This window comes from Sulfurospirillum oryzae, from assembly GCF_025770725.1.
Classification (GTDB): domain Bacteria; phylum Campylobacterota; class Campylobacteria; order Campylobacterales; family Sulfurospirillaceae; genus Sulfurospirillum; species Sulfurospirillum oryzae.
On the sequence record NZ_JANZKZ010000006.1, the window covers coordinates 52,571 to 72,287 of the forward strand.

The following is a 19,717-nucleotide window of genomic DNA, read 5'->3' on the forward strand; positions in this document are numbered from 1 at the left end:
ATCATATCTAAAATAAACTATAAAGAAATATAACCTTTTTTAAATCTTAAACAACTCTGGATTTGTCATAGTACAATTTTATTTTATCTTTTATTTGCTATTCAATATTATAAAATCAACAAGACTCATATTTTTTATAAGGATAATCTATGGCTAAAGTTGTTGTTTTGGGAGCGGGTGTTGCAGGGCATACAGCCGCGCAGTTTTTGCGAAAATGGCTCAATAAAACCCATGAGGTTATTGTTGTAACGCCCAATAGTAGGTGGAATTGGATACCATCAAACATCTGGGTAGGTGTTGGACAAATGGATCAAGAAGAGGTACTTTTTGATTTGGCACCGGTGTATGAAAAGGCTGGAATTACCTATGTACAAGCAAAAGCTGTTATGATTTATCCCGAAGGAAGAGGGGAGAATAGTAAAAATTTTGTTACTATAGAACACACCAGTGCTGGACGAGAAGGTGAAAAAGAGGAAATAATTTATGACTTTCTTGTTAATGCTACAGGACCAAGACTCAATTTCGCTGCAACAGAGGGCTTAGGACCAGACAATGGTTATACCGTGTCTGTGTGTACTGCTTCACACGCAAAACATGCGGCAGATGAGCTTGAGAAGATTATCGCGGCTTTGAAAAAAGGCGAAGAGAAGAGAATTTTGATCGGTACGGGACATGGTATGTGTACGTGCCAGGGTGCGGCGTTTGAGTACACGTTTAATGTCGATCATCGCTTACGTGCTGAGGGTGTTCGTGATAAAGCGACTATTACTTATATCTCAAATGAGTATGAATTAGGTGACTTTGGTGTTGGCGGAATGCACCTTAAAATGGGCGGATACATCACCAGCGGTAAAGTATTTGCCGAGTCATTGTATGCGGAACGCGATGTCAAATGGATCACCAGAGCGCATGTCAATAAAGTTGAAAAAGACAAAGTGCATTATGAGACCCTTGCCGGCGAAATGAAAGAAGAGCCGTATGATTTTTCAATGCTTATTCCTCCGTTTGCAGGTGCGGGTATGAAAGCGTTTAATAAAAACGAAGAAGACATTACCTCTTCTATGTTCAATGCGGGTGGTTTTATGTTTGTTGATGGTGATTACAGCAAAGCAACAGCGCCTTATGAAACATGGGATGCGTCTGATTGGCCAAAAACGTGTCAAAACCAAAAATACAAAAACATTTTTGCCGCAGGTATCGCGTTTGCGCCTCCTCACATTATCTCTAAACCGATGAAGTCTCCTAATGGAACACCGATCAATCCAACACCTCCTCGTACAGGTATGCCTAGTGCCATGATGGGAAAAGCGGTTGCTGGAAGCATTGTTGATATGATCGGCGGTGCTAGTGAGCCAACCCATAGTGCTTGTATGGCGGAAATGGGTGCGGCATGTGTCGCCAGCGCAGGAAAAGGGTTGTTCTCAGGAACGGCTGTTGCGATGACCATGTATCCGATTATCCCCAATTATAAAAAATACCCTGACTACGGCAGAGATTTCGGTGGAACATTTGGTGAAATTGGTCTGGCAGGGCATTGGGTAAAACATCTCTTGCACCATGCTTTTATCTGGAAAGCGAAAATGAAACCATTTTGGTCCATCATTCCTGAATAAAGTGCTTTAGCGTAGCATGAGAAGCTTTGCTTTGAATGCGTGACAAAGTTCTGCAAGAACTTAAAAGCATCGAAGATGCGCGGGCATTGCGCCAAGCATTACCCAGTGTTAACGTAGTCTTTAGAGCTTTGCTCTAAAGGCGTGACAAAAATGAAAACAAAGGAGAACACTATGAAATTAACACCGTATTCACAAAATTCTTTTACACCGATTCCTTCAAAATTTACGATTTTTATGAGAACTTGTGTGATTTGGCAATTGATAAAATTCATTATGATTAACATCAGAATGACCATCTTAATTCTTAAATCGCACCACTAAAATCTTACATGTAACCCTGCATGCCTCTTGTTAAACCTAAAACAAGAGGCTGCTTTTCAAATAAACTTCTAATCCATTTCATACTATAATGTTAGATAGCAGATAATAATGATGTTAAACATTATTGAGGAAAAAAACGGTATGTTAAAAGTTGTCGAAATATTTTATTCCATTCAAGGGGAAGGTTCGCAGGTAGGCGTTCCCTCCATTTTTATTCGTCTGTACGGGTGCAATCTAACATGCCCATTTTGCGACGAAATACTGCACAAAGGCGAGTATGAAGAGCTGACGTTTGAAGCGGTGCTAGAGCGCATTAAAGGCTATCCTTCGATGCAAGTCATCATCACGGGTGGTGAACCAACGATCTACAATCTCAATGGCTTTATCGAATTTTTGCAAGCTTACATGTACTCTGTTTCCGTTGAAACGAATGGGTATAATTTTTCAAATATTTCCAATGCCAACTGGGTAACATACAGTCCAAAAGATTGGAATAAAATCGAGAAATTTGGTTATGATGAGATCAAATTTGTGGTGAGTAAAGACTCACCTGTGGAGAAAATACTGGAATTTAAAAGCTATAAACCCATCTTTATTCAGCCTCAAAATGAGGTAGATCGCCCCAACAAAGAGAATGTCAATTTTTGCATTGAGTTTGTCAAAGCGCATCCCCAATTCATTTTAAGTGCGCAGTTGCATAAGTTTTTAGGAGTGGAATAATGGCAAAAATTGCTTCTAAGGCACTGGTGGTATTTAGTGGTGGTCAAGACAGCACGACTTGTCTGGGTTGGGCAAAAAACCGTTTTGGTTATGTGGAGAGTATTACGTTTGATTATGGGCAGAAACACCGTGTTGAAATTGCGCAGGCGCAGAAGATTGCCAAGGCATTACATGTAAAAAACACACTCCTTAGTTTAGATGCTTTTTCACAACTTAATGACTCTGCCTTGATTGACAGTACGCAAGACATTGGCGCACATCACAGAACGCACACCAATCTTCCAGCTTCTTTTGTTCCCAATCGAAACGCCATCTTTTTTACCCTTGCACACGCTTTTGCACAAAAGCAAGACATTGAACATATTATCATCGGGGTCAATCAGACCGATTATTCAGGGTACCCTGATTGTAGAGAGCCTTTTGTAAAGGCACTTGAACTAGCACTCAATCTTGGAAGTGAAGCAAACATTACCTTTCATTCACCTCTTATGCACCTGACTAAAGCAGAAACATTTGAACTTTCGCATAAAGAGGGTGTTTTAGAGCTTGTACTCAACGAGTCACATACGTGCTATAATGGCAATCATAAGGAAAAACACGCATGGGGATACGGCTGTGGTGAGTGCCCAGCATGTATCTTGAGAAAAGCGGGCTGGGAAGCCTACGAAAAAGGCATGTAAGTTTTTACATGTAAAGATGATTATGCTATTTAGGCATAGTCATCTTTCCCAAACGTAGTGTTAACAGCTTCTTTAGCAAAGGAGTACTGCGATGAGTGTGAAGTCCTCTTTTTTCATCTTAACGATGTTAACATTTTTGATTGCTATTGCCGTTGAGTCTTTTATTTTGATGGATGAACGTCAAAATGTTAATGTCATGGCAGAGCAGAATGCGAAAGAGATCGTCCAAGGGTTTAAGCAGCTTTTGGTGTTAAAGTCTGATCCTTTCAAAAAGCAAGCGATGGACTATGCTGCATGGAATGATCTTGCAAATTTTACAGAAACAAAAGATCAACAATGGGCTGATGATAACCTCAAAGGTAGCAGTATTCAGTTTGGTATTAGCGGCTTTTATATTTTAGACAGCGCAAAAAAAGTCATCTTCACAGAAGCCGATAAACCTTTTTTAGAAACAGTGACGACCCTGCTTCCCCCTAACTTACTGGATACTTCAAGTGATGAGGTTCTCCATTTTTTCACCAAAACCACTCAAAACGTTGTCGAGTTTTATGTCGCACCCATTCATCGTATTGATGAGAAAGTAAGTAGTGATGTTTTAGCTAAAGGGTTTGTCGTCATTGCAAAACACTGGGATGAGGCTTTTTTGGAAGAGCTTAGTGGTTACGGTATTGCTGAGGCTGGCTTGAGTGCGATTAAAAACGATCATGACTATATGACGGTGCATGAGATTCCTTTGCAAGGAATTCAAAGTGAAAAAGTGGGGACACTCTACTTGCATATTCATAATCGCATGAGTGAAGTCTTGGATCATTATGGTGCAAAAGATATGAAGCTTACGATTGCGCATACGGTTATTTTGATGATTGTTTTCGCGCTTTTAATCGCTAAATTTATCTCAATTCCATTACACGATATTACGATTGCGCTCAATGCTAAAAGTAAAGAACCTTTACGAAGATATTTACTCAAAGAGAATGAATACGGAGCCATTGCTACCGCACTTTGTGAATCGTTTGATAACAAAGACGAGCTTGAATATTTCAATAAAAACTTGGAGAAAAAGATTCAAGAAGAGGTTGAAAATAGCAGGCTTAAAGATCGAATGCTTTTTCAACAAGCCAAACTGGCAGCTCTAGGTGAGATGCTGAACAACATCGCACATCAATGGCGACAACCGCTAAATAACATCAGTGTTGTTATCAATAAAATTTTTCTAGATAGCAAAGCGCAAAAACTGACTCCTGAAAGCCTTGAGGAGGAGATTAAAAAACTAAGAGTTGTAATCCAGAGTATGTCGAAAACAATCGATGATTTTAAAGAATTTTTCCTAGCCGATACCGAAAAAGTCACGTTTTCTTTGCATCAATGTATTGAAGAGAGTATCCGCATCACCGATGGGGGTATGGCCAATAGAAACATTGTTTTTCATATCGATTGTCCACCTGAGATCATGGTGTATGGATTTAAAAAAGAGCTATCGCACATTCTTTTGGTCTTGATCAATAATGCGAAAGAAGCAATCATTGAGCAACACATTCAAGCCGGCGAAATTACCATTAAAGGCTATGAGCAAGAGCATTACCTCATTCTCGAAGTTTCCGACAATGGTGGAGGCGTCGATGAAGCACAGTTGCCACATATTTTTGATCCATTTTTTACCACAAAAGATCCAAAAAGAGGTTCGGGTGTTGGTCTTTACATGTCAAAACAGATTGTTGAGCAGAGTATGCAAGGCTCTATCAACGCTTCCAATGAAAATGGAGGACTGTTCGTGACCATCGTCTTGCCACGCAACGAAGCCTAATCAATAAGTACAAGAAAGAGGGCATTTTAAGCCCTCTTGATTATTCTGCAAGAAACTTAAAGAGTGAGGTACTCCAATCTTCGCTTTTGAGAATTTTTTGATAATGGCTAATGTCTTTGAGCAATGCTTCTTCGGTAAGCTTCATGGCACTATAAGCTGCAAAAATTCCTTTAAAGTCCATACCGGTAAAAACGATTGTTGATTGAAGCGGTCTTAGGTATTCGCTGAGTGTAAAGTTGTTGTACGCACCCGCTTGGTAAGCATACTCGGGCGAGCCAGTACTGACAACGATTTTACTCTCTTTGCCTGCAAGTTTACTCCCCTCTGGTCCATACGCGAAGCCATAGCCTAACACTTTGTCTTGCCACTCTTTTAACATAGCAGGTGCGCTGTACCAGTAGAGTGGAAATTGAAAAATAATACGGTCAAATTGGACTAAAAGTGCTTGCTCTTTCGCAACATCAATAGCTTCAACGGTTTTGTAAGTAGCATAAAGATCATGGATGGTGATGTTAGGTTCATCTTTAATACTTTCAATCAGCGCTTTATTGACTTTTGATTCTGCAATATTAGGATGCGCTAAGATAATCAATGTTTTTTTCATGGTAAACTCCTTGAATTATTTAGGAAAATATATACCTAAACAACTTATAATTACCTTACAGAAAAAAAAGTAAGTAAAGAACAAAAATGGTTATTATGGTATAATTCAAAATAAGAGGTGATAATTATGATAATGATAGATGAAAAAGAGTTCCATTGCCCCGTTGAATTGACGTTGGGTATTATAAACGACAAAAGCAAGATCTTTATCGTTTATATTTTGTTAAGTGGGCAGAAACGTTTTAAAGATATTTGTGAAGCGTTTCCGCAAATTACGCAAAAGACCGTGACACAAAAGCTTAAAGAACTAGAAGCCGATCATATCATCGTGCGAACCGTCTTTGCAGAAGTGCCCCCGCGCGTGGAATATGCACTCAGCCCCATTGGCAAAGAGCTTGAAAAAGTCCTAAGTTCCATGCACACGTTTGGTGAAGCGTATGCAGCACAATATGGCTGTAAAAAAGAAAAATAAGCTTTACATGTAAAGGTATTTATGAGCAAAGAAAATTACAGATGGCTTGAAAAAGAGCTTCCTTCTTGGGTTAAAGAGGGCATTGTTACGGAGGAAAATGCGAAAGTACTTCTGAGTCGTTATGCGGGTGAAACGTCAACGCAGCGCTCTTCGGGTATGGCATTTAGTTTGTTGGGGTTTGCGCTTGTGGGGCTTGGGATTATCTCCATTTTGGCGTATAACTGGGATGCACTTGGGCATTTGGAGCGAACTATCTTAGCGATTGCTCTTTTAGTGGGTGCGCAGGGTTTGAGTTTTTGGGCGAAGTATTATCGTCCAAATGACGGGTCGCTTCGTGAAGGCAGTGGCATTTTTTGGTTTTTGATGATGGGTGCGTCGCTTGCGATTATTGGGCAGACGTATCATTTGGGTGGCAATATGTTTGATTTTCTGAGCATCTGGCTTTTGCTTACATTTGCGATTGCATGGTTGCTTCCTTCATCCGGTGCTGCATTTTTGCAAATCATTTTATGGACAGCGGTGTGGATTATGAATCGAAGTGATTTTACAACGCTCCTCGATGCCAACATAGGCTCTCATCTAAGTCCACTCTTACTGCTTACCATCGCGCTTGTTTGGATTGGCTATTATGTATGGCAACTTAAAATGGCAAAAAATGCTAATGCAACGTTGTTGCTTAGTTGGGGACTTGCTATCAGTTTATTTCTTGTTTTTATCATCGAAATTGTGATAGAAACACATGAAATTCGCAATCTTCGCAGTATACTCAACTTCTTAGCACTCTTTTTTGCGATTTACTATATGGCGGGTATGCTTTACCTTTCGCATGGGGATCGTTTTTGGCAGGCTCCTTTTTTGCGTATTGGCAAGTTTGGCGCTTTGATTTTAGTGCTTTACCATGTTTCATTTCGCTCATGGCTTTGGATGGGCGGATCGGTTGGATACGTGGAAGAACCAACGCACACAAGCTGGCTCATGATAAGTTTAGCCCTGCTTTTTCTAGCCCTTTTAGTCGTTTTGGGGCGCAAACTCAAACAGGTTCCCGCAGAAATACTTGTCATCGCGACACCTTTGATCTTTTTTGTCTACAGTCTGTTGCAAAATCAACCTCAGCCTTCGCATTACGCTGCGATGCTCTTTATAAATGCCTCGGTACTCCTTGGTGCTATTTGGATGATTGTGTGTGGTGCAAAAGAGTCTAAAATAGGGTTGATCAATCAAGGTACGATTTTGATTGCCTTGAGTATTTGGATTCACTTTATGGATGCCAATTTTGATCTGGTTGCCAAAGGTGTGGCATTTATAGCAACGGGTGTAGCGTTTTTGGTTATGAACGCCTTTTTAAGACGTCGTTTGGGAGCAAAAGCATGAGAGGGACTAAACTTTTTTTAGGGATTGTTTTTGGCGTCTTGTGTGTTGTGCAACTTGGTGCCATCCTTTTTCAGATGATGAGTTATGAGCGCATTTTAAAAGAGGGTGAGGTGTTCTATTTTAAAGTACTTCCGCTCGATCCGTACGATCCGTTCCGTGGACGTTATGTCACCCTTCGTTTTGAAAATGCAACCAAAGCGCCTTTGGCTTCTAATGAGTCAATGGATGAAACATCACCTAAAGGTTATGCGCTCTTGGAGCATCAGGAAAAAGGTGATGCAATCAAGGAAGTACGTTTTTCAAAGCCTGCAAACGGTCATTTTTTGGAAGTAAATGTGCAGTACATCAATCAAGGAAGTGTGCCAAAAAGTGCTGAAAAGCCTGAGCATGCCAATGTGTATTTTTCTTTGCCATTTGATCGTTTTTACATGCGCGAAGACATAGCCCCCAAAGCAGAGAAAGTGCTAAGAGCGCGCAGTGGTGTCAGTGTTAAAGCGAAGCTTAGAGTCTTGGGAGGAAAAGGCGTCATCGAAGACCTTGTTGTCGGTGAGACACCTCTGAGCCAATTTGTACAGTCTGAGTAAAAGCGTTACTCTTTAGCTTCAATGCCGAGTGTTAGGAGTTCGTTTTCGGTGTAAGGGATAGGTATTTTTTTGCCTTCTGTTGAGACATTCACGTAGGTAATCACCGCACTGGTTACATGTAAACAGCGGTGAGTGCCTTCGATGGAGCGCTCGGCATTGACTTCAATGCGTACTGTAAGGGAGGTTCTCCCAATTTTGATAATCTTAGCGTAACAGCTAAGGACATCGCCTACTTTGACCGCTTCACGAAATTCCATCGACTGTACAGCGACAGTTACAACGCGTCCTACATTGAGATCACGCGTTGCGAGTGCTCCTGCAATGTCCATCTGCGACATAATCCATCCACCAAAGATATTGCCAGCAGGATTTGTGTCTTTTGGCATAGCGACAATTTTAATGCGCGGTTCACCCATATTATGCATGTAGAGCCTTTACAATGAAAAGAGAGGCTAAATTTTTGTAGCCTCTTTTGAATGGTGTATCATAATACAGTATTGTTTGAAGGTAATTTAAACGAAAAATCAGATCCTACGCCTAAGCTACTTTGTATCTCAAGGGCAGTATTGTGAAGTTTGAGAATGTACGTCACAAGAGCGAGTCCTAATCCCATGGAGTTGTCCCACGAATGCGCGTTGGCGCGGTAGAACTTCTGGGTGACTTTTTCGATCTCTTCAGCCTTAATTCCCACACCGCTGTCTTTTACATGTAAAGCATCATTTTCCAGTGTAACCATGATCGCTTCTTCGGAGTATTTGAGTGCATTGTCGATGAGGTTGGAGATGACGATCTCCATCATCGTGCGATCAGCCGTGATCATATAGGTCTGCGGAAGCTCACACGAAATAGTGCGCGTAGGGTGCTTTTCACGAAAACTCTGCACAAGTTCTTGGGTTACTTTGATGATGTCAAAGAGGCTTGTTTGTGCGTTAAAGTCGCCGTTTTCAAACTTGGTTGTCAGGGTGAGTCGGTCGATCATATTTGAAATTTTCTGTCCATTTTGGACAATTTTTCCTAAAAAACGCTCTCTGATTTGCGGGTTTGCATTGGGATCATCCAGAAGCGTTTGCGCGTAGCCCATAATGGAAGCGATAGGGTTTTTAAACTCATGGCTAATGGCAGAGATGACATCGCTTCGTTGTTGGGAGATGAGCTTGATTTTAGCCGTATACTTGCGTTTTTGTTTCGCACGTTTTTCCAACTTGGAGGCTAATTTTTTGAGGTAATTGGCAATTTCAAAAAACTCCAAACTAAAGTGTGAAGTGATGGTGATTTTATAGTCTTTGTCGGCAATTTGCTGAAGATTTGTAACGATCTTATCGATCTCTTTGCGCACTTTTTGGCTGAAAATATACGTCACATAGAGACCCGCTAAAATGCTGAGTGTAAAAATAACAGCGATTTTTACCCATAAGTGGTAAAAGTTGTGCATAATGGTGTCAATGTTGGTGGCAAGGCGCAAGAAGAAGACTTTATTGTCTCTCTCAAAGCGGTGCGCAACATACAAAAAGTTACTTTTGACAGAGTCTGAGAAACGCACAGAGTGAGCATAGTCAATTTTATGGGCTTTGATGATCTCTTCGCGATGAGCGTGGTTATCCATGGTTTCGTTATCTTTGTCACTATCGACTAAAACAACGCCATTTTGATCAATCAATGTCACACGAATGCCATAACTCTCTTTGATAACTTTGGCGTAACTTTCAAGGTCATTGATGTAAGGAAGTTGAGCCTGAATAAATTTGATGTGCGTTTCAAGTTCACTCTTGTAACGATCAATATTTTCATTTTTAATTGTAAAGTAACTGACCAAACCAGAAAGACACAGCGTGCCCAAAAAAAGGGCAAGAAGGGCTCTTGTAATGTGTTGATGGAGCATTAGCATAGGCTATATCCTACGCCCCAAATAGATTTGATGTACTCTTTTTCTTTGGTTGGGTCGATCTTTTGTTTCAGGCGGTTGATGGCGACATTGACCGTCTTGTCTTGAAAAAATTCATCATTTTTCCAGACATGCTCGAGTAGAAACTCGCGGCTTAAAACAGCGCTTTTATTTTCAATCATCGTGCGAAGCAAATCAAACTCTAATTTGGTGAGTTCAACCTCTTTAGTGTTTACATGTAAACGGTGCGCGTCTAGGTCTAACACAAGGTCTCGATAGGAGAGCATGTTGTTATTGGCAGGTGCGGTGCGAGAGAGAATCGCTTTGATGCGAAGCAAAAGCTCTTTCATATTGTAAGGTTTGGTGACGTAGTCGTCGCATCCGCGTAGAAAACCCTCTTCAATGTGCGTATCGCTGTCTTTGGCTGTAACAAAGATAACCGCTTGCATAAAGCCCTTTTTGCGCAGGGCTTCAACAAACTCACTTCCCTCAACACCGGGTAAGTTTCGATCAACAATCAGAAGATCAATAGGCTCTTCTTGAAGGCACTTTTCAACATTTTTAGTGCTTAAAAAGCCCAGCGTTTCATAACCCTCTTTTTGAAGGTGATACTCCAAAAGTTCAAGCAAGTCTTCTTCGTCTTCAATAATTAAAATAGTCTGCTTCATTTGCTTCCTAGTAAGTCTTCATCTCTCCGCCAACACGTGCGAAGATCATCAGTTGGACGATGTTCACACTACGGTCTGCCATGCGCTCTAACTTTCGCATTGTACTTAAAATCTGAATAAAATCAGCCGACTGGTCGATCATTTTGGCGATGTCGCTAAGGATGTTTTTCTCTAAAATAGAGTAGAGATCATCACTTTTACTCTCTTCAACTTTGACACGGCGGTAAACATCTTCAAGGGTATCTTTGTCTGCAACATCAATCGTTCCAATGGCAAGAGAAACGGCCTTGATAGCGGTTTTGCATAGGTGTGTTGAGTATTCATGCAATGAAATAAATGGAACATCGCCTTGGAGATGAAGTGCCATGCGTTTGCTAAAGCTGCGAATATTTTCCGCAATTTTGACAAGTTCGTTGGTGATTTTAAGGTAAGCCACCATCTTGCGAAGGTCTTTCGCCTCAGGACCAAAAAGGGCTAAGGTAACGACAATTTCGTTGTCAATCGCGTTAGCTTGGGTTTCGATATTTTTAAGAAGTGTACGAGAGGATTCAAAGCGAGCAATGTCCAAACTCTCCATACCACTGAGTGCTGTTTCACTTGCCATTGTGATCTCAGAACCCAAATCTATGAGCATTTTTTTGATTTCTATCAGTCTCTCTTCATATTTTTGAAGCATATATTTTCCTTACAATAGTTTGCCATTATTGTAGTTTTAAATCATTACAATATGGTAACATAAAATCCTCTCTAGCGTTACCACATCGTAATGCTCTGTGTTTATAATCCATCCATAAAAAGAGACATAAAGGAGCATTTATGGTAGACGTAGAAAAGACACTAAGCCTCAAGTACCCAAGAATTGTTTATTATCCCTCTATTGTGAGAAATTTTGTGGTTTATCTGCTAAAAAGAGTACTGCACGAAGAGGAGATTAACAATTTTATGGTGCATGGTGAAGCGTACCGTGGTTTTGACTTCGTTGAAGCGGTTTTGGAGTATTTTAATTTTGGTTACACCGTTTCCAATAAAGATAAAGCCAATATCCCCTCATCGGGTCGTGTGATTATCATTGCAAATCACCCTTTAGGCGCGCTGGATGCACTTGCCCTCATTTCACTTGTCAAAGAGATACGTAGTGATGTGAAAGTGCTTGCCAATGATGTTTTAATGCAGATAGAGCCCCTAAGTTCGCTTTTGATTCCTATTGACAATCTTAGTGGATCTACGGCGAAAGAGTCGATTAAAAAAGTGTATGATGCGCTTGAAAATGATGAAGCACTCATCGTTTTCCCCTCCGGTGAGGTCTCTCGTGCCCACCCAACGGGCATTAAAGATGCAAAGTGGAAAAAAGGGTTTTTGAAATTTGCGCAAAAAAGCAATTCGCCCATTTTACCCGTATTCATCGACGCTAAAAATTCGCCACTTTTTTACACGCTTTCCATGATCAACAAAAAGCTTTCCACCTTTTTGCTTGCGCGTGAGATGTTTAAAAAACGCTCTAAAGTCATCAGTTTTAAAGTAGGCGAAATGATCGCTTTTAAGACACTGCAAAAATCAGAACTGGGTGAAAATACACTCATTAATCTCTTAAAAAAACACCTCTACAAAATCAGTAAAGGTAAAAAAGGTATCTTCACAACCCAAACGGCGATTGCGCATCCTGAGGAGCGTAAAGCAATTCGTGCTGAACTTAAAAAATCGACACTTTTAGGGCAGACGAGTGATGGCAAAAAGATCTATCTCTATACCTATGAGAGCGGTTCTATTTTAATGAAAGAGATCGGGCGTTTAAGGGAGTTTACATTTCGTAAAGTCGAAGAGGGCACAGGCTCTAAGCGAGATGTTGACGCGTTTGATAAACACTACAAACACATTATTCTATGGGATGATGAAGAGCTTGAAGTGGTCGGTGCGTATCGTATTGGTGAAGCTAATTTTATCAATCAATATTTTGGTGTGGATGGGTTTTACTCACAAACACTCTTTGAATTTAAGCAAGCATTTGAGCCTTATTTGAACAACTCCATTGAGTTAGGACGAAGTTTTGTGCAACCGCGTTACTGGGGAAGTAGGGCGCTTGATTACCTCTGGCAGGGCATTGGAGCGTACTTGTTTCAAAACCCGCATATTCGTTACATGTACGGACCTGTCAGCCTAAGCGATGTGTATCCTAAGATCGCCAAAAATCTTATTGTGACCTTTTATGCACTCTACTTTTCGACAGACAAAGAGCTCGTGAGTGCGCGCAATGGCTTTTTTATGAGTAAATTGGAAAAAGAAGAAGCGCAGGCCTTTTTTAAAGGCAATGACTATAAAGAGGATTTTGCCGTTTTAAAAGAACAACTCTCGCATATAGATCTCAGCGTGCCAACCCTCTACAAACAGTACACAGAGCTTTGCGAAGAGGGCGGTATCTGCTTTTTGGACTTTAATATTGACAAAGAGTTTGCCAACTGTGTCGATAGCTTCATCTTAGTGGACATCACCAAAATCAAAGAAGCCAAAAAGGCGCGTTATATTAAAGGAGCTTAATCATCTAAAGGCTCATTGAAAAATTGAGCCTTATTGTCTTGATACTTTTCAATCATGGCATTGATCTCTTCACGTGCCTCTTTGGGTTCGAGTATGATCATATCAGGGAACCATCTGCGGGCTAACATCAAGATAAAATCGTTACTTGTAATTTGGTAAGAAATTTTAATCCAACCATTAGGCAAGGTGCCTAAAATCTTTTGCGTGCGCGAAAAAGATTTTTGACGAAAGAATTTCTCTAGGTAAGGAGGTATAGCAACAATTGCTTCATAGCTTGGAATTTTATAGCCTTCAAAAAAGCTTTGGGCATTACAGACAAAATTTTCGGAGTATGTATCTTTATTGAATGTTTTGGCTTGCAGTGTAATAGAGTCTATAAAGCCTACACGAATGAATCGAAAGCCATTATTGGAAGGTTCATGTTCATGTAAAATGGCTAAACTCCAGTTCCCTTTACAGTAGATAATTTTAAGTGGTTTAACATCGCTTAAAAGTTCTTTTTCATAGACAATATCGCAATAGCGTCTGCCTTTGATTGCTTTTTTAAGGGTATCAAATGTTTCTTGTGAGGGAAGTGTTTCAGAAGGACTTCCTTTGATGAGAAAAACTTGTGTCAGCTCTTTTTGAATTTTATTGTCCACTTTGCGGTGCATCGAAGGCAGTTCGTTCGTAAAGCCAGGGTTGATGATATGCAAGAGGTCAATGAGGTGTTCTATCTCTATTTTATCTTCTACGCTTGGTAAAAGGGCATGATTGAAGAATTCTTTATTGATAGAGGTGTAACTGCCACGTGCGGTTTGAATGATCGAATGCTCTCCAAAAAAAGATCGTAAATCTTCAAAATATCGTCTTAGCGTTCTTTCTGAAATCTCTTTTTTGGCTGCATAATCACTAATGACGATTTCTTTACCTCTTGTCAGTTCTTGTAGGAGCTCAAATACTTCAAATATTTTTTTACCGTTCATTGTTGCTCTTTGTATAATTTTAGAAAGCGAAGAGGATATCTCTTCGCTCAAGGTAGTCAGTATAATTCTACCATAACATTAAGTAGCGAGTGTATGCGTGGCTTTTACCATAAACCTATTACTTTCCACCAAAGACCACCAATACCTACCCAAACCAATAGGTTAATGATTGAGGTATAAAATCCAAGTTTCCACCATGTTGCTTGATCAACATAACCCGCACCAAAAATAATCGGTGCAGGTGCTCCACCGTAATGGGTAATAGACATACAGATGTTAGACATGTACGCCATTGAAAGCGCTACGAGATAAGCAGGTGCACCCGCAGCTACCATGACGGCGCAAAAGGCGGCATACATCGCTGTAATATGCGCGGTTAAACTTGCAAATGCGTAGTGAGAATAGACATAAACAATGATGAGAATGGTCATAGCCAGTGGCCAAGAGATACCAGCAACTTGAGCACTTACTGCTTTTGAAAAGAGTCCGATTAAGCCAAATTTAGTTAAAAATCCAGCCAAAGTCATGAGTGTTCCCATCCAAATGAGTGTATCCCACGCACCTTTCTCTTCTAACACATCTTTCCAATCCAACGCTTTGGTGATGACCATCACACTCACCCCTAGCATCGCAACAACGGTTGCATCAATGCCTGTGAGCTGTGAAGTTGACCATAAAATAAGCGCACCCACAAAAACACCGCAGATGACCTTTTCACCAAAAGAGAGAGGTCCCATTTTGGCTAGCTCTGCCTTAGCAATCTCTTTTCCTTGTGGAAAGGCTTTAATCTCAGGAGGATAAACCTTATAAAGAAAATAGGGGATAATCATTAAAGAAAGTAAGCCTGGTACCGAAGCACCCAGTGCCCATAGTCCCCATGAAATTTCAATTCCTAACGCTTTTTGAGCGAGCGTTGCGATGAGTGGGTTTGCTGCCATTGCCGTCATAAACATGGCGTTTGTGATGGTGTTTCCTTGATACAAAATCTGCATCAAAAATCCACCTGCTTTTCGCTCCGTCCCATCAGTTGGTTCAGAACCTAATGCGGTGCAAAGACTGCGAACAATGGGGTAAAGAACACCACCCGCTCTTGCACCACTGGAAGGCATCGCTGGCGACATGATAAGATCGCTGATGGCCACAGCATAACCAAGTTTTAATGTACTATCGCCGATCATTTTAATGACCACATAGGCGATTCTTCTACCAAAGCCTGTGACGATAAACCCTTTTGCAAAGATAAAGGCTGAGGCAATGAGCCAAATGGTGTTATTGCCAAAGCCTGAGAGTGCTTCGGAAGGTTTTAACACATTCAAAAGAATGGTCAGAGTAATGGCAATGAACGCTAAAGCCCCCATGGATAGGGGTTGCAAAATAAATCCTAAAATCGTAGCCACAAAGATGGCAAACAAATGCCATCCTTGCGCCGTAATACCCTCAGGGGAGGGCATAAACCAAATGCTCACACCTACGAGAACCACAATAAGGCCGTTAATAATATTTTTATTCATCGGATACCCCTTATAGAATTATTTTAAACGATCTGCTAATACCCTGTCTACAAATTCTGATGATAGCCCTGTGTATTTTTCTGGTCGAAGAATCTCTGCAAGCTCTTCTCTTGTAAATGCATTTGCCACTTCTTCGCGTGCAAGTAGTGCATCGATAACCATCGTGCCTTCAGAGAACGCCTTCATGCAGACTTCATAAACGATTTCATGGGCAGTTAAACGACCCAATTTCTCGCCAAGGTGTAACATAACGGCTTCACTCAGCATCGCGCCTTTAAGTTTGTTCAAGTTCTCTTTCATGTTTTCGGGGTAGACGATGAGGTTTTCTAAGGTGTCATTCATTTTCTCTAAAGCAGCAGCTAAACAGATAGATGTTTTAGGCACAATGTCCCATTCAACGGCTTCACAGCCCCAGTCTCTCTCGTTTTCACATTGCATGATTTCAACAGCCAAAGGTGCTTGCGCACGAACGATTTTTGTTAACGCGATAATGCTCTCACAGACTTGTGGGTTACGTTTGTGTGGCATGGTAGAACTTCCGATCTTGCCCATGAAGAAAGGCTCTTCTACTTCACAGATTTCTGTTCTTTGAAGGCTTAAAATTTCGTGTGCGATTCTGCTGATCGTGCCAGAGATGAGGGCAAGAAGTGAAACATACTCAGCGATATGGTCACGCGTTGGATGCCAAGAGATAACAGGAACGGCAAGACCTAAGTCTTTCATCATCAACTCTTGCATTGCAAAACCTTTACCTTCTTGAGAAGCAAGGGTTCCAACAGCACCACTAAGTTGTCCTTTTAGAAGTCGAGGTTTTAGCTCTTCTAGACGGATAAGACTACGTTTGACTTCATCCGCCCACATCGCAGTTTTGAAACCAAATGTAATAGGAAGTGCATGAATAACATGTGTTCGTCCAGCCATAACAGTGTCTTTGTATTTCTCAGAAATTTTGAGACATTCTTCGTATGTTTTAGTAAGGAGTTTTACTAAAAGCGCATGACCTTCTCTCATTTGAAGAATCAAACCATTATCCATGATGTCTTGGCTAGTTGCACCCCAGTGAACAAACTCACCAGCGTTGTTGTCAAGAACTTTTTTGAAAGCTTTGAGAAGTGGAACGATGGTAATCGTGCTTTTGTAGGTTTCGCCGATTTCATCTAAATTTAGAAGCTCCGCTTTTGCTTTTTTAGTGATCTCTTCTGCGTACTCTGGTTTGAGCATGCCAAGTTTTGCTTGAGCACGTGCAAGTGCCGCTTCTGTATCGAGCCATTTTTGAACACGGTTTTCATCGCTAAAAATCTTTTTCATCTCATCGCTTGCAAAAAGCACACCAAATACTCTACTATCTATTGAACCAGATGCCATAACTTTCTCCTTAAAACAAAATTTTATAAGAGAATGGTATCGGATAGGTTTGACAGAAACTGACCGTAAAAGAGAACTTAGGGCGATAATTGTGACAGAATTTGACCGTTAAAAAAGAGTTTTAAAAAAGGGAGGAAAAGAGAAGAGCAAGGCTTATCACTACTTCGTGATAAAACCTCGCATACTTAAAGAGCTATTTTGAAAAATTGGGACGATGGATTGTACACATTCATTTTCTTTCAGTGTTCCTGCGATGTATAACAGTGGCAAATAGTGGTCGATGGATGGGTGTGCTGTTTTAAAATCAGGACACAATGACTCAATTCTAATGAGCGAGTCTATATCTTTACATGTAAACGCTTTGTCAATAAAGCTGTCGACATTTTTCGCCCATTCAACTGCGGGTGCATTGATGTTGTAAAAGTCAACCAACCCTAAATTATGCGTTAAATTGCCACTCCCAATAATCATAATACCTTCTTCACGAAGTACTTGAAGTTGTTCACCCATCTTTACATGTAAAGAGAGCGGGAGATTTTTATTGATACTTAGTTGTATAACGGGAATGCTTGCTTTGGGGAAGAGATAAAAAAGAGGCATCCACGCACCATGGTCAAGTCCACGTTCTACCAAAGGGGCATCTAAAAGGGTTGCAATACGTTTTGAGAGTGTATTGTTGCTGGGTGATTTGTAGCTGAGTTCATACAAAGCGGGCGGGAATCCGTAAAAGTCGTACAGTGTCTCATACGCAATACCCGAACTGATACTCACACTTGTTTGATTGGTGTACCAGTGTGCTGAGATGACAAGAATGGCTTTTGGCGTAGGAAGTTCACGTGAGAGGGCTTCCAGCGCTTCGGTATAACTGTTCTCCAAGATCAAATTCATAGGCGAGCCGTGCCCCAAAAAGAGGCTTGGCATGATTGGTGGCATCAACTCTCCTTAGGCTGTTTTAAAGGCAGAAAGCGTTTGACTTAGACTTTCAGAGAGTTTAGAGAGATGTTCAGCCGCACTGGCAATCTCTTCGACACTTCTCGCATTGGTCGTGGAGAGCTGGTGGATGTTACTGATGCGGTTCATCACTTCGCCGGCTTTGGCACTACCCTCTTTTGCATCACTCGCCGTACGCAAAGCTAAGGTTTTGGCTTCATTCATATTGTCTACGGTTTGAAGCATAAGTGTTTGTGTGTTTTCAGCACGAAGTCCAAGTGCTTGGATCTCCTCAGCACTTTTTTTCATCATATCTGTTGAGGTATTGACCGACTGAACGATGACTGCTACGGTTGCATTGCTTTCCACAAGACTTTTTTGGGTACGTTCAGCGAGTTTTCGCACTTCATCGGCAACAACAGCAAATCCACGCCCATGTTCTCCTGCACGCGCCGCTTCAATAGCAGCATTAAGCGCTAGAAGATTGGTTTGTTCTGCAATATCAGAGATAACAGAGAGCACTTGTTGAACTTGTGAGACCTCTTGATCAAGATGTTCAAGTCTGCTGGAGAGATCGGTTTGGCTGACGACAATGGTTTGAAGATCTGAAGAGACAGAGAGCACCTCTTTAGAAGCGTTTCCTAACTCATCGGCAACGCTTGCGATCATATTGCCCGATTGCGTTGAACTCTCTTCACTGGTTTTTAAGATGGTCGCAACCGTTTTGGTTGCTTGAACGGTTTCATCAACCTCTTTAGCGGCATCTTCAGTACGTTTGCCGATTTGCAATGATGTCGAAGAGAGCTCTTCAGCTACCGCTGCGTTTTCTATAGCCGTGCGCTTCGCGTTATCGAGTGCTTGACGGAGCTCTGAAAGCAGGGTATTGACCGTTTGCATCATGTGTGCAATTTCATCGTTACCAATAGTTTGTATGGTATGTTGAAGGTCTTTATGTTGACCAATATAGGTACACTCTTCAGATGCTTTTTGAATGGAGCGTTTGATTTGGTTGGCAATAAACCAGAAAAGAAAACAAGCACCTCCTGAAATGATCAGTGCCATAACGATCCCAATGATGCGTGATCTCTCTACTTGAGCATCTTCATAAGCCATAATAGCATCAGAGAGTTTTTCAACTTTCTCTTCAATATCAGTGTTTTCAACGCGGAGTTGTTCTGTGAGTTTTGCAAAATTTTGCCCCTCAGAAGAAGCGATGAATTCTGGTGAATTAATATTTATTTTGTATTTTTTTATAATTTCTAAACGAGCTGTATTGGTTATATGGTGTTGCTTGAGGTCTTCTTTAATTTGGTGTAGAAGGGCTAGATTCTCTTTAAAGTGAATTATTTTTTCTAATTCATCAAGATGTTCCAATAGATTCTTATAAGAAAGAGCATAATTGTCTAATGATTTTTGATCAAAATAGAGCTGATACCCTCTTGAATGCATAAGAAGCTCTGCCGTATGCTTTGAAATTTCACCTGTTGTTTGAATTTTATCGGTTGCTTGTTCTGCACTGCTGGTGTTGGAAATAAGCAGATAACTAAGACTTACTGTACCAAAGAGAACAACAATAAGTAAAAAGAAGAGTTTGGCGCGTATGGTGGATAACATAAAGACTCCTTGTTTAGCCCGAAGAGATGAAAACTTTTATGTGGAATTATACCAATAGATTACTAATAAGCGGTTAACGCAT

General features: G+C 40.9%; 18 protein-coding genes. 8 read left to right on the top strand and 10 right to left on the bottom strand.

Annotated features, from left to right (window positions below):
- The first annotated feature begins 149 nt into the window (after window positions 1–149).
- The 4 genes from N0B29_RS12330 to N0B29_RS12345 all read left to right on the top strand — a co-directional run bounded on the left by N0B29_RS12330 (window position 150) and on the right by N0B29_RS12345 (window position 5,138).
- Entirely contained in the window at window positions 150–1,613 is a 1,464-nt protein-coding gene (locus N0B29_RS12330; protein WP_263834025.1) for an NAD(P)/FAD-dependent oxidoreductase, read from the top strand.
- A 462-nt stretch (window positions 1,614–2,075) separates the two neighbouring features.
- Window positions 2,076–2,654 (top strand): 7-carboxy-7-deazaguanine synthase QueE, encoded by a 579-nt coding sequence (locus tag N0B29_RS12335; protein ID WP_263834026.1) that lies wholly within the window; start codon window positions 2,076–2,078, stop codon window positions 2,652–2,654.
- On the top strand, window positions 2,654–3,334 hold the full coding sequence (queC, locus tag N0B29_RS12340) for a 7-cyano-7-deazaguanine synthase QueC (RefSeq protein WP_263834027.1): 681 nt from the start codon (window positions 2,654–2,656) through the stop codon (window positions 3,332–3,334). The genes N0B29_RS12335 and queC overlap by 1 nt, the downstream gene beginning before the upstream one ends.
- Before the next feature lie 91 nt (window positions 3,335–3,425).
- Window positions 3,426–5,138: a sensor histidine kinase gene (locus tag N0B29_RS12345; RefSeq protein ID WP_263834028.1), complete on the top strand. Its 1,713-nt coding sequence runs from the start codon at window positions 3,426–3,428 to the stop codon at window positions 5,136–5,138.
- 40 nt (window positions 5,139–5,178) lie between these two features.
- Here the strand turns inward: N0B29_RS12345 and N0B29_RS12350 are convergent, their stop codons facing one another.
- Window positions 5,179–5,742 (bottom strand): NAD(P)H-dependent oxidoreductase, encoded by a 564-nt coding sequence (locus tag N0B29_RS12350; RefSeq protein WP_263834029.1) that lies wholly within the window; start codon window positions 5,740–5,742, stop codon window positions 5,179–5,181.
- A 126-nt stretch (window positions 5,743–5,868) separates the two neighbouring features.
- Here N0B29_RS12350 and N0B29_RS12355 point away from each other — a divergent pair, with 126 nt between their 5' ends.
- The 3 genes from N0B29_RS12355 to N0B29_RS12365 are packed head-to-tail and all read left to right on the top strand — an operon-like array spanning window position 5,869 to window position 8,168.
- Complete coding sequence (locus N0B29_RS12355) at window positions 5,869–6,213, top strand: winged helix-turn-helix transcriptional regulator (protein WP_263834030.1); 345 nt, start codon at window positions 5,869–5,871, stop codon at window positions 6,211–6,213.
- 21 nt (window positions 6,214–6,234) lie between these two features.
- The gene (locus tag N0B29_RS12360) at window positions 6,235–7,584 is read left to right on the top strand and encodes a DUF2157 domain-containing protein (RefSeq protein ID WP_263834031.1); all 1,350 of its coding nucleotides are present in this window, start codon (window positions 6,235–6,237) and stop codon (window positions 7,582–7,584) included.
- The gene (locus N0B29_RS12365; RefSeq protein WP_263834032.1) at window positions 7,581–8,168 is read left to right on the top strand and encodes a GDYXXLXY domain-containing protein; all 588 of its coding nucleotides are present in this window, start codon (window positions 7,581–7,583) and stop codon (window positions 8,166–8,168) included. The genes N0B29_RS12360 and N0B29_RS12365 overlap by 4 nt, the downstream gene beginning before the upstream one ends.
- A gap of 5 nt (window positions 8,169–8,173) precedes the next feature.
- Here N0B29_RS12365 and N0B29_RS12370 read toward each other — a convergent pair whose 3' ends face one another.
- The 4 genes from N0B29_RS12370 to N0B29_RS12385 are packed head-to-tail and all read right to left on the bottom strand — an operon-like array spanning window position 8,174 to window position 11,394.
- Complete coding sequence (locus tag N0B29_RS12370; protein WP_263834033.1) at window positions 8,174–8,593, bottom strand: acyl-CoA thioesterase; 420 nt, start codon at window positions 8,591–8,593, stop codon at window positions 8,174–8,176.
- Between the two features lie 59 nt (window positions 8,594–8,652).
- Window positions 8,653–10,053 (bottom strand): ATP-binding protein, encoded by a 1,401-nt coding sequence (locus N0B29_RS12375; RefSeq protein ID WP_263834034.1) that lies wholly within the window; start codon window positions 10,051–10,053, stop codon window positions 8,653–8,655.
- On the bottom strand, window positions 10,047–10,718 hold the full coding sequence (locus tag N0B29_RS12380; RefSeq protein ID WP_263834035.1) for a response regulator transcription factor: 672 nt from the start codon (window positions 10,716–10,718) through the stop codon (window positions 10,047–10,049). Before N0B29_RS12380 ends, N0B29_RS12375 begins: the two co-directional genes overlap by 7 nt.
- Window positions 10,719–10,725: 7 nt before the next feature.
- Entirely contained in the window at window positions 10,726–11,394 is a 669-nt protein-coding gene (locus N0B29_RS12385; protein ID WP_263834036.1) for a phosphate signaling complex PhoU family protein, read from the bottom strand.
- Between the two features lie 140 nt (window positions 11,395–11,534).
- Here N0B29_RS12385 and olsF point away from each other — a divergent pair, with 140 nt between their 5' ends.
- Window positions 11,535–13,250: a bifunctional ornithine lipid synthase OlsF gene (gene olsF / locus N0B29_RS12390; RefSeq protein WP_263834037.1), complete on the top strand. Its 1,716-nt coding sequence runs from the start codon at window positions 11,535–11,537 to the stop codon at window positions 13,248–13,250.
- Here the strand turns inward: olsF and N0B29_RS12395 are convergent.
- From N0B29_RS12395 to N0B29_RS12415, 5 genes are all read right to left on the bottom strand, one after another.
- Complete coding sequence (locus N0B29_RS12395; protein WP_263834038.1) at window positions 13,247–14,215, bottom strand: helix-turn-helix transcriptional regulator; 969 nt, start codon at window positions 14,213–14,215, stop codon at window positions 13,247–13,249. The genes olsF and N0B29_RS12395 overlap by 4 nt on opposite strands.
- A gap of 104 nt (window positions 14,216–14,319) precedes the next feature.
- The gene (locus N0B29_RS12400; RefSeq protein ID WP_263834039.1) at window positions 14,320–15,726 is read right to left on the bottom strand and encodes an anion permease; all 1,407 of its coding nucleotides are present in this window, start codon (window positions 15,724–15,726) and stop codon (window positions 14,320–14,322) included.
- Window positions 15,727–15,744: 18 nt separating this feature from the next.
- Window positions 15,745–17,091, bottom strand: coding sequence for an adenylosuccinate lyase (gene purB / locus N0B29_RS12405; protein ID WP_263834040.1), 1,347 nt, complete (start codon window positions 17,089–17,091; stop codon window positions 15,745–15,747).
- A gap of 159 nt (window positions 17,092–17,250) precedes the next feature.
- Window positions 17,251–18,024: a dioxygenase family protein gene (locus N0B29_RS12410; RefSeq protein WP_263834041.1), complete on the bottom strand. Its 774-nt coding sequence runs from the start codon at window positions 18,022–18,024 to the stop codon at window positions 17,251–17,253.
- A gap of 9 nt (window positions 18,025–18,033) precedes the next feature.
- A complete protein-coding gene (locus tag N0B29_RS12415) occupies window positions 18,034–19,635 on the bottom strand; it encodes a methyl-accepting chemotaxis protein (RefSeq protein WP_263834042.1) in 1,602 nt (533 codons plus the stop codon).
- Window positions 19,636–19,717: the final 82 nt, after the last annotated feature.

Excerpts from the sequence above, each read along its gene's own strand:
- olsF (WP_263834037.1), top strand. The coding sequence starts at position 11,535 with ATGGTAGACGTAGAAAAGACACTAAGCCTCAAGTACCCAAGAATTGTT.
- N0B29_RS12415 (WP_263834042.1), bottom strand. The coding sequence starts at position 19,635 with ATGTTATCCACCATACGCGCCAAACTCTTCTTTTTACTTATTGTTGTT.
- N0B29_RS12395 (WP_263834038.1), bottom strand. The coding sequence starts at position 14,215 with ATGAACGGTAAAAAAATATTTGAAGTATTTGAGCTCCTACAAGAACTG.
- N0B29_RS12380 (WP_263834035.1), bottom strand. The coding sequence starts at position 10,718 with ATGAAGCAGACTATTTTAATTATTGAAGACGAAGAAGACTTGCTTGAA.
- N0B29_RS12365 (WP_263834032.1), top strand. The coding sequence starts at position 7,581 with ATGAGAGGGACTAAACTTTTTTTAGGGATTGTTTTTGGCGTCTTGTGT.
- N0B29_RS12375 (WP_263834034.1), bottom strand. The coding sequence starts at position 10,053 with ATGCTAATGCTCCATCAACACATTACAAGAGCCCTTCTTGCCCTTTTT.
- N0B29_RS12360 (WP_263834031.1), top strand. The coding sequence starts at position 6,235 with ATGAGCAAAGAAAATTACAGATGGCTTGAAAAAGAGCTTCCTTCTTGG.
- N0B29_RS12385 (WP_263834036.1), bottom strand. The coding sequence starts at position 11,394 with ATGCTTCAAAAATATGAAGAGAGACTGATAGAAATCAAAAAAATGCTC.
- N0B29_RS12330 (WP_263834025.1), top strand. The coding sequence starts at position 150 with ATGGCTAAAGTTGTTGTTTTGGGAGCGGGTGTTGCAGGGCATACAGCC.
- queC (WP_263834027.1), top strand. The coding sequence starts at position 2,654 with ATGGCAAAAATTGCTTCTAAGGCACTGGTGGTATTTAGTGGTGGTCAA.
- N0B29_RS12350 (WP_263834029.1), bottom strand. The coding sequence starts at position 5,742 with ATGAAAAAAACATTGATTATCTTAGCGCATCCTAATATTGCAGAATCA.
- N0B29_RS12400 (WP_263834039.1), bottom strand. The coding sequence starts at position 15,726 with ATGAATAAAAATATTATTAACGGCCTTATTGTGGTTCTCGTAGGTGTG.
- N0B29_RS12345 (WP_263834028.1), top strand. The coding sequence starts at position 3,426 with ATGAGTGTGAAGTCCTCTTTTTTCATCTTAACGATGTTAACATTTTTG.
- purB (WP_263834040.1), bottom strand. The coding sequence starts at position 17,091 with ATGGCATCTGGTTCAATAGATAGTAGAGTATTTGGTGTGCTTTTTGCA.
- N0B29_RS12370 (WP_263834033.1), bottom strand. The coding sequence starts at position 8,593 with ATGCATAATATGGGTGAACCGCGCATTAAAATTGTCGCTATGCCAAAA.
- N0B29_RS12335 (WP_263834026.1), top strand. The coding sequence starts at position 2,076 with ATGTTAAAAGTTGTCGAAATATTTTATTCCATTCAAGGGGAAGGTTCG.
- N0B29_RS12410 (WP_263834041.1), bottom strand. The coding sequence starts at position 18,024 with ATGCCACCAATCATGCCAAGCCTCTTTTTGGGGCACGGCTCGCCTATG.
- N0B29_RS12355 (WP_263834030.1), top strand. The coding sequence starts at position 5,869 with ATGATAATGATAGATGAAAAAGAGTTCCATTGCCCCGTTGAATTGACG.